This window comes from Novosphingobium endophyticum, from assembly GCF_014640675.1.
In the GTDB taxonomy this organism is placed as follows: Bacteria; Pseudomonadota; Alphaproteobacteria; order Sphingomonadales; family Sphingomonadaceae; genus Novosphingobium; species Novosphingobium endophyticum.
On record NZ_BMHK01000066.1, the window covers coordinates 1 to 7,728 of the forward strand.

The window sequence follows — 7,728 nt, forward strand, 5'->3', positions numbered from 1 at the left end:
GATCCTTTCCAAACCGTTGCAGAAAGTCGACGTTACCCGCACGGTAAGCTTCACCGCGCCGGGAAATTACATCATCAGGCTGACCGCCAACGGGCAGCGCGACGGATTGGTTGACCCGGACAATCAAACGCTGGCGCAGAACTACGGGGAGGTCCGCGTGATCGTGAATGCGCTGCCACCGCGCCGCGGCCCTGACGGTGTGCCTCAAGGTGAAGGATGGGAGGGAATTTCGGGAGGCGCAGCGCCGGGTGACCAATAGCCTCCAGGGGAGCCGTCGGTACTCGAATTTGCATGGATCGTTCTGCGCTGTTGCGAACGTCGCACGGTCTCGTGGCAAACGAGAGACCGTCGGCGGTCTGCGGGTCTCGGAGCGAATGGTATCGCATGCCGCTCTTCCGGCCTGCTCACGGTAAGCCTGCACGAGTCTGGTCACCATCAGATTTTCGGCCTGCACCGAAGCGGATTGGCGGGATTTCCGCGACAGTAGGGGCTATTGCCACCGCAAGGCCCCGCGGCCAGATCGGCAAGGGCAGCGGGCTTGCCGTCTGGTCACCGAACATCAACATCTTCCGCGATCCCTGGTGGGGCCGCGGCCAGGAAACCTATGGCGAAGATCCCTTCCTGACTGCGCAATTGGACGTCGCCTACATCACAGGCATGCAGGCCCCGATCCCAAACGCCCGCAGGTGTCAACGCCGGGATAAAAAGGGGCCAGGCACCGGTCGTTTTCGGCGGTCCCGCCAAGCTCGACGACGAACTGGCGCTCGCCGTCGAAGCGGGCGTGGAGCTGATCCACGTCGAGAGCCTGCATGAATTGAGGCGCCTGGCCGGGTTGGTCCGACGAGCGGGACGGAAAATACCCATTCTGCTGCGGGTCAATGTCGGCCTCGACGGTGCCGACAGCCGGCTGATGATGGGAGGCGCTCCCTCACCGTTTGGAGTGGACGAAGCAGCCCTGGACGATTGCGTTGCCTTCCTCGCGGAAAATCCCATACTGAACCTGCGCGGCTTCCACATTCACTCGCTTTCGCACCAGCTCGACCGGCAGGCGCATATCCGGATCATCCGGACCTATTTCGATCGCTTCCACCGATGGCGGGATCGGTGGGGCCTGCGGATCGACCATCTCAACATGGGCGGCGGCATTGGCATCGACTACCGGGAGCCGCAGCGTCAGTTCGACTGGCCCGCGTTCATGGGCGACCTGGAGCAGGCCATTGCCGAATACCGCATGCAGGCTGTTTCGCTGAGGTTTGAACTCGGCCGCTTCCTCAGCGGCTTTTGCGGGGTCTATGCGACAGAAATCGTCGATCTCAAGCAGAGCGGCGGGCGATGGTTCGCACTGTGCAGGGGCGGGACGCATCATTTTCGGACGCCGGCGGCGCAGGGGCCGGCGAGGAGACGGTCGACATCATCCATGCCCTCGTTCGCGAGGGATTCCGGGTCATGGCGCATATCGGCTACACGCCTCAGGGCGGCGAGCGGAGCAGGGTGGGCGGCTCCGCCGATGCGGCGGCGGACCTCTTCGCGCTGGCGCGCCGGGTTCGCGCGGCCGGGGCGGAAAGCCTGGTGCTGGAAAAGGTGGACGAACTGGTCCACCGCGCGCTTGCCGATCACTCCGATGCAATACCGACCTTTGCGATCTTCAGTGGCAAATCCAGTCGGGGCGGCCAATCGGTCAACGTGTGGGATGCGGTGTTCCGACCTGGCTTCAAGGCGCGCTATTTTCCGCCGACTGCGGAATTCGACACGAAGGAATTCCCAGCGGCCTACACGGAAGACCAGATTGCCCGAAAGATGGAAGTGCTTCTGAAGCTGGTGGCATTGGGCGAATTTCCGCTGTCGCCCCCTTCGGCATTACGTCTTGAGGACGCAGCATGGCTCGCCGGGCTCAATCCATGGGCCGAAGGATGCGGCCATTTGCCTGGAAGGGGGTGAGGCGCCAATCGCCAACAATCCGGTCATTCAGCGTCCAAGATCGCTGTCTTGTCAGTTGACGTCCATTCAGCCGATTTTCATGGCCGCTGTCCCAAGCGGGGGCCGAGCGCCGAGCTCCGAGCGCCTCGACGCCCTGGAGAGAAAAGCCATGACAAACCTCGCAGCCGGCAATTTCGCTCCGGCGCTTGCGGCCGTGCCGTTGCTGCTGCTTGCTGCCTGCGGCCAGGCCTCATCCGATTCGCGTGGGGTGGATCGATCAGAAACCCTGCTTTCCGTCAGCGCCACCGGNCGCCAAGGACGCCAGTTCCGCGAATGCCAGGAAAATCGGTGAGATCGTCGGCGCGCTCGGGAAGCTCGGTATCGAGGAGAAGGACATCCAGACCCGCGCCGTCTCGGTAGATCGGATCGACTGGGGCGACCGCAAGGGCCAGTTCCAGGCAGTGAATACGGTCAATGTCACCGTACGGAACGTCGATAGCGCAGGCGCTGCCGTGGCAGCGGTGACGGAAGCTGGCGCCAATATCGTCAATGGCCCCAATCTGACGATGAGCGATCCGGAAGCCACTGCCAATCTCGCTTATGCGGAGGCCTACAAGGCAGCCCGGCGCCGTGCTGAAGCCTATGCCGAGGCGGCAGGCATGGAAGTGAGCCGGGTGCTCTACATTCGCGATGCCGGCGGATCGCAGGGCACGCGCTATCTGCCGCCAGCAGAAGTGGCTGCCCGCATGGACGCCGCGTCGCCGCCCGTTGCGCTGCAAGTCGCACCTCCACCACCCCCGGCGCCGGAACAGGGAGGGGCAAGGATCATGGCCGGACAGACCGCCAGCAATGTGTCCATACAGGTCGATTTCGCGCTGCGGCCACAATAGGGGGTGCCGCCGACAAAGCCGCCCATCGCGGCGCCCGAACAGGTCGTTGCAACCTGCCGTAGGTTCATCTGCCCACGAGAGACGCCCAACGGCAGAAATCAGGACCGACTGCTGAACGCCTAAACGACGGCAAGGTCGGGGGAGCGGACGTTGAGGTTTCGCATTTCGAAGTCGTGATCGATGACCGACTGACCTATTCGCGCGATCTCGCAGTAGCTGATACGTCCGGACTTGAATGCAGATCAATGATTTCACAACCTGCAACATCAATCCCTTGGCGCGCGCTTATGCTTTGACCGCACCTGTGGAGGCGGTGCATCCGTTTCCACAGAGTATACGGTATTAGGGCAAACGAAAGACACACAGACGATGCAAGACAATATTGTCCGCTGGGGAATACTGGGAACGGGCGGAATCGTCGGGGACTTCCTTGATGGCGCCAGTGGCTCCGCCACAGGAAAGGTTGCGGCGATAAGTGCGCGCGCACGCGCACGCGCATGGCTGGCTTCCGAGTTTCCGGGCCTCGATATATATGAGGGTTACGACAGTCTTCTCTCCCTCCCCGAAGTGGATGCCATCTACATCGCGACGCCGCATCCCTTCCATGCCGAATGGGCGATCAAAGCGGCGCAGGCGGGCAAACACGTATTGTGCGAAAAGCCAGCGGGAATGAACGCGGCAGAAGTCGAGGCGATGATCGCGGCGGCCTCGTACAGCGGAACCTTCCTTGGCGAGGCTTATATGTATCGCCTCCATCCGATCACTGCTTTCATCCTCGACCTTCTCGATGCCGGGAAGATCGGACAATTGCGGATGATCCGATCCAGCTTCGGCTTCGCGATGCCGGAGCGTAACACGCAACATCGCCTGTTCGACCCCGCTCTGGGGGGCGGCGCAATACTTGATGTTGGTGGCTATCCCATGTCCATCGCCCGGTTACTCGCCGGCCACGCCGAGGGGCGTGAGGGCATTGAGCCAGTTTCGATCGACGGTCAGCTCAGGCGGGGTCCCACCGGGGTCGATGAAATCGCGACGGCAACGGCAATCTTCAGCAATGGGATCATCGCCCAGCTGTCCGCGTCGATCACCTTGGGCCAGGACAATGTCCTGCAACTGGTCGGCACCGGCGGCAGGCTTGAAGTGGATGCGTTCTGGTACGGGTCGGGCAAACAGGGTGGCACGGCGCACATCCGCTTCACCCCGCCCGAAGGACAGACCGAATTGATCCCGTTTACCGAAGAGCGGAATGTCTACAGCTTTCAGTTCGAGGCTGCGAACGAAGCTATCCTTGCAGGCCGTGAAAACTTTGAAAGCCCGGGCATGACCCATACAGACAGCCTGGCCAATGCCCGTGCACTGGATCGCTGGATCGCAGGAGCGCGGCATGTCGAACCGCCGCTGTTTTAAAGGTTGGTGCTGTCATATGCGGGCGGCTCCGCAGCAACGTCAGAATCCGAGCATAGAGCAGGTTCCATTCTTCGCATTCCGAGGACGGCACTGTTTCGCCACGCCCGCTGGCCATGCTTCGCCGGGTTAACAGGAAGCCGGGATGAAATTGATGCGATGCGTTCCGCCTTCAAGGTAATTATCACGAAGGTGGCCGACACCGGCGATCCAGAAGAATACGATATGCCGCATTCCTCCCTGAACTATCTGATGGACCCGCAGTGCCGGTACCGCGCGCATTATCCCGATGCGATGGAGGCACCACGTCTGGCCGCAACCTTGCGCCGCGAAATCTCGGAGTCTCATGAAGCTTCGAAGTAAGTGGAAATCCCCTAGGGACTGCTGGCTTCACGGCCCAATCCAGTCGTTGCGCATTCTCCAACCAACGGCGAAACGCTCAATTACGAGCCCGATTCGGCAGCGGTAACGGCAGAAATGTCGGCGGCTCCGGAATGGCTCCTTGCGGATTAAAATATTGAAATGCTGCCCTGCACTCGCGGCCCCATTGAGCCGGCGGCCACCGCCAGCAAAGCCGACGTTCCCGCGCATAAATCGGTCCGTCGAAAGCCGCCCTACATTCACGGCCTACCAAAGGCGGAAACTGGACCACAACCTGCAAAAGCCGCGGGCCAACGACTGCCCCACTCGTGGTCCTTCGACGCGAGATCATGCTCACTGTAGCGACGACAGCGGCGAGCTCAATCGCCATACTCACTGCCGAAGAGTCTTCGGCGCAACTCGGCGGGCGACAGAGTGTCCCACTCTTCTCGGCTGATGCTGACCTTAGGTTCCGTCCGATCGGAATCGGCATCAGCTCGAGACTGGTCGGCTGTCACTGTCTTTTCGATCCTCGGCAACTGGGCCGGGGAAGGACTGCCCCACTCGCGTTTGCGAGTGCGGCGAGATGAGTTTGCTCGGGTGATCGCATCTTTCGCTTGAGAGGTTTCAGCCTCAGGATGCCTGGTGTTGTGGAGCCATGACCTTTCAGCCTCGAAGGCCACGGCATTTGCAACCCGTTCGTCGGGTAGATTTCGGAACGGTGAGAGGTCGACGACCATCGCCGACACACCCACCATTGCGAACGTCTCCTTGAGGTGAGGAGCCCTCCCGCGCTTGACCTTGAACAGGATGCAAAGTTCACGTCGGTCATGATCGGTGCCCCGGGCTATTCTGACCCCGCCGAAAGCGCCGAAGACCTCCGGCTTTGCCTCTGCGAACGTAGTGGTCTGCGGCTTGCCCGGTATTTGGGGAATTCTGACCTTGCGAAATCGTTCCAGGGCATCGGCCGCAAACTTGCTCAGAGCCTTTAAATGTGCCTCCGTGCAGTTTTGCGCAGCCCCTGAGGCATGGGCAAAGTGATGGGCGCGCACATCGCCTTTGCGCGCAATCAGCTCGGCACCGCATTCACACTTCAGGTGATCCGCGGCCCCTCGCCTCGCCTGATCTATGAATAGACGGGTGCCGTCCGGCTTGTTGCCCCAGACAATCATGGCTTCCTCTGGCGCCATGCCGAAACCTCGCTGCGAGATCACATAGCCCAGGCTATTGCGGTGTTCGGGCTGTTCTATCTTTTGCTGCACCATCGACTTCGCACCTTGGTCGAAGAATTAGCATCGGAGGCGACGTTACGAAGTGCCCAGTCACGGCCGAGCACAGGCGCATGGTAGTACAGAAGCCCTCGGCACGGAATGAAGACGGAGGCTTCACGAAATGGCAGAGCTTGGGCGCAAAACCGCCCACCGGCGGAATGTGGGCAGCCAAAGTCGCCTTGAGTTTCGCCATCGCCCTAAACGGAAATCTGGACGCTTCACTGCTGCTTGAGATAGGGAATCAGCCTCATGGCCGAACTTCCTTCCTATCTCGACGAACTCGATCAGTTGCTGCTCGACCAGGGTGACGACTGGATGTTACTGACCCAGCTCGACGGCTACCTCACCGGCATGCTGGTGAGCCCCGATATGGTTCCACCCGGCAGCTGGCTGAAGCACATCTGGGCTGGTGATGACGGCGTGGGAGTGCCGCATTTCGAGAAGATGGAGGATTTCCAGTACCTCATCGATCTCATCATGCGGCATTACAACGACGTTCTGGCCTCGCTCGCCCAGCCCGGCAGCTATGAGCCGCTGTTCGATATCGACACCCGGAACGACGACATCCTCTGGGAGATGTGGGTTGAAGGTTTCGTGCAGGCGATGGACTTGGCACCCGATGGCTGGCGTCGCATTGCCGCCAGCAACGACGCAGGCTGCAAAGCGGCGCTGAAGGGTATCGCGAAGCTTTATGCGATCGCCAACGGCGATGCACGGCTATCTCGCAGCAAGGAAGACCAATGGACACGGGAGGCGCCAGACCTGATTCCGATTTGGGTTGAATTGCTCCATGCATGGCGTTTGGAGAATGACCCGAGTCGACCGTCAGCTCCGCGGCAAGGAAAGGTCGGGCGAAATGATCCGTGTCCCTGCGGCTCCGGGAAGAAATACAAGAAGTGCTGCGGCCTGAATTGAGGTGGCTTCATCGAGGCATCCATACCAGACCGGCGGGAGCCGCCGACAGAGCTGCCGTTCCGGGGCCCGAATGAGCTCCTCGAATCCGGTCCTCCGTTCATACACTCCGACGAGGCCGCTATCAGCCACGCTGCGGAGCTCCGGGAGCCAAATGGTGTTGCGTTTATTTCGAATATGCGCTATTGGGACGTTCAACTTCGGAGAGACTCTCATGACATTGTCAGCGCATTCTGAGCCCTTCGGCGGCCATTTGCCATCGGCTGACGATCGCCAGATCGCTAACCAGTTGCGCCGCATGCTGGCAGCTCAAAAGTCTGGCGAAGCTACTCTGCGCATCCGCGAGCCGGAGACGAAGAAGCCTGTCGAGGTCACTCTCACGCCGGCAATGTCCGACATTTTCCTAGAACTTCTGCGACATATTGGCAGCGGGCATGCCGTGACGCTGGTGCCGATCCAGGAGATGCTGACCACCCAGCAAGCTGCGGATCTGCTCAATATTTCACGCCCACACTTGATCAAGCTTCTCGATCAAAATGCGATGCCCCACACCTTTGTCGGGCGACACCGCAGGATAAGGGCAGAGGATATTTTTACCTACAAGGCCAAGCGGGACGAAGAACGAGCGCGAGCATTGGACGCGCTTATCAGCGATGACGCGGACCTGATCTGACCCTCAGTCATGTTCGCCAACCGCTACACCGCCTTTATCGACGCGTGCACATTGGTCAGCGTATGGCGCAGGAACCTTCTCCTAACCCTTGCCGAAGCGGAGTTCTTCCGCGTGCGATGGTCCAATAAGGTCATGGAGGAAACCGAACGTGCAATCGTCAGGTTGCTCGAAGAGCGCGGCCTACCCGACAGCCCCACTAGCCTCTCCTATTCATCGGACTGGTCGTGATGGTTGGCGGGAGTAGCGTAAACCATTGGCTTGTTGTAGGAATTTTGGTGTCTAGACCAACCTGCAACGAGGC

At 60.5% G+C, this 7,728-nt stretch carries 9 protein-coding genes and 2 pseudogenes; 9 read left to right on the forward strand and 2 right to left on the reverse strand.

The window, feature by feature from the left end:
• Both IEX32_RS19780 and IEX32_RS20815 read left to right on the forward strand, forming a co-directional pair.
• Positions 1-259: hypothetical protein (locus tag IEX32_RS19780; protein WP_188773256.1), on the forward strand; the 259-nt coding region annotated here is incomplete at its 5' end.
• 212 nt (positions 260-471) lie between these two features.
• Positions 472-678, forward strand: a pseudogene (locus tag IEX32_RS20815) (glycoside hydrolase family 3 N-terminal domain-containing protein); the annotation flags it as partial.
• On the opposite strand, the gene IEX32_RS20820 reads toward IEX32_RS20815, so the two are convergent.
• Positions 650-811: a hypothetical protein gene (locus IEX32_RS20820; protein ID WP_229736521.1), complete on the reverse strand. Its 162-nt coding sequence runs from the start codon at positions 809-811 to the stop codon at positions 650-652. The pseudogene IEX32_RS20815 and the gene IEX32_RS20820 overlap by 29 nt on opposite strands.
• Between IEX32_RS20820 and IEX32_RS21150 the strand changes: the two are divergent.
• The 5 genes and pseudogenes from IEX32_RS21150 to IEX32_RS20960 all read left to right on the forward strand — a co-directional run.
• Positions 758-1,216 (forward strand): annotated as a pseudogene (locus IEX32_RS21150) (type III PLP-dependent enzyme domain-containing protein); the annotation flags it as partial. The gene IEX32_RS20820 and the pseudogene IEX32_RS21150 sit on opposite strands and share 54 nt — an antisense overlap.
• Positions 1,217-1,332: 116 nt before the next feature.
• Positions 1,333-1,938, forward strand: a complete 606-nt coding sequence (locus IEX32_RS19795) for a 3-methyl-2-oxobutanoate hydroxymethyltransferase (RefSeq protein ID WP_188773259.1) — start codon at positions 1,333-1,335, stop codon at positions 1,936-1,938.
• A gap of 242 nt (positions 1,939-2,180) precedes the next feature.
• A complete protein-coding gene (locus IEX32_RS19800) occupies positions 2,181-2,807 on the forward strand; it encodes an SIMPL domain-containing protein (protein ID WP_229736519.1) in 627 nt (208 codons plus the stop codon).
• A gap of 369 nt (positions 2,808-3,176) precedes the next feature.
• Positions 3,177-4,214, forward strand: a complete 1,038-nt coding sequence (locus IEX32_RS19805; RefSeq protein ID WP_188773260.1) for a Gfo/Idh/MocA family protein — start codon at positions 3,177-3,179, stop codon at positions 4,212-4,214.
• A 6-nt stretch (positions 4,215-4,220) separates the two neighbouring features.
• The gene (locus IEX32_RS20960; protein WP_188773261.1) at positions 4,221-4,574 is read left to right on the forward strand and encodes an SCO family protein; all 354 of its coding nucleotides are present in this window, start codon (positions 4,221-4,223) and stop codon (positions 4,572-4,574) included.
• A 377-nt stretch (positions 4,575-4,951) separates the two neighbouring features.
• Here IEX32_RS20960 and IEX32_RS19815 read toward each other — a convergent pair whose 3' ends face one another.
• Entirely contained in the window at positions 4,952-5,836 is an 885-nt protein-coding gene (locus tag IEX32_RS19815) for a competence protein CoiA family protein (RefSeq protein ID WP_188773262.1), read from the reverse strand.
• A 255-nt stretch (positions 5,837-6,091) separates the two neighbouring features.
• On the opposite strand from IEX32_RS19815, the gene IEX32_RS19820 reads away from it, so the two are divergent.
• Both IEX32_RS19820 and IEX32_RS19825 read left to right on the forward strand, forming a co-directional pair.
• Positions 6,092-6,757 (forward strand): UPF0149 family protein, encoded by a 666-nt coding sequence (locus IEX32_RS19820; protein ID WP_188773263.1) that lies wholly within the window; start codon positions 6,092-6,094, stop codon positions 6,755-6,757.
• Positions 6,758-6,968: 211 nt separating this feature from the next.
• Entirely contained in the window at positions 6,969-7,427 is a 459-nt protein-coding gene (locus IEX32_RS19825) for a helix-turn-helix domain-containing protein (protein ID WP_188773264.1), read from the forward strand.
• Positions 7,428-7,728: the final 301 nt, after the last annotated feature.

Coding starts and splice junctions, on each gene's coding strand:
- IEX32_RS20820 (WP_229736521.1), bottom strand. CDS start 811: ATGCAGGCTCTCGACGTGGATCAGCTCCACGCCCGCTTCGACGGCGAG.
- IEX32_RS19795 (WP_188773259.1), top strand. CDS start 1,333: ATGGTTCGCACTGTGCAGGGGCGGGACGCATCATTTTCGGACGCCGGC.
- IEX32_RS19805 (WP_188773260.1), top strand. CDS start 3,177: ATGCAAGACAATATTGTCCGCTGGGGAATACTGGGAACGGGCGGAATC.
- IEX32_RS19815 (WP_188773262.1), bottom strand. CDS start 5,836: ATGGTGCAGCAAAAGATAGAACAGCCCGAACACCGCAATAGCCTGGGC.
- IEX32_RS19820 (WP_188773263.1), top strand. CDS start 6,092: ATGGCCGAACTTCCTTCCTATCTCGACGAACTCGATCAGTTGCTGCTC.
- IEX32_RS19825 (WP_188773264.1), top strand. CDS start 6,969: ATGACATTGTCAGCGCATTCTGAGCCCTTCGGCGGCCATTTGCCATCG.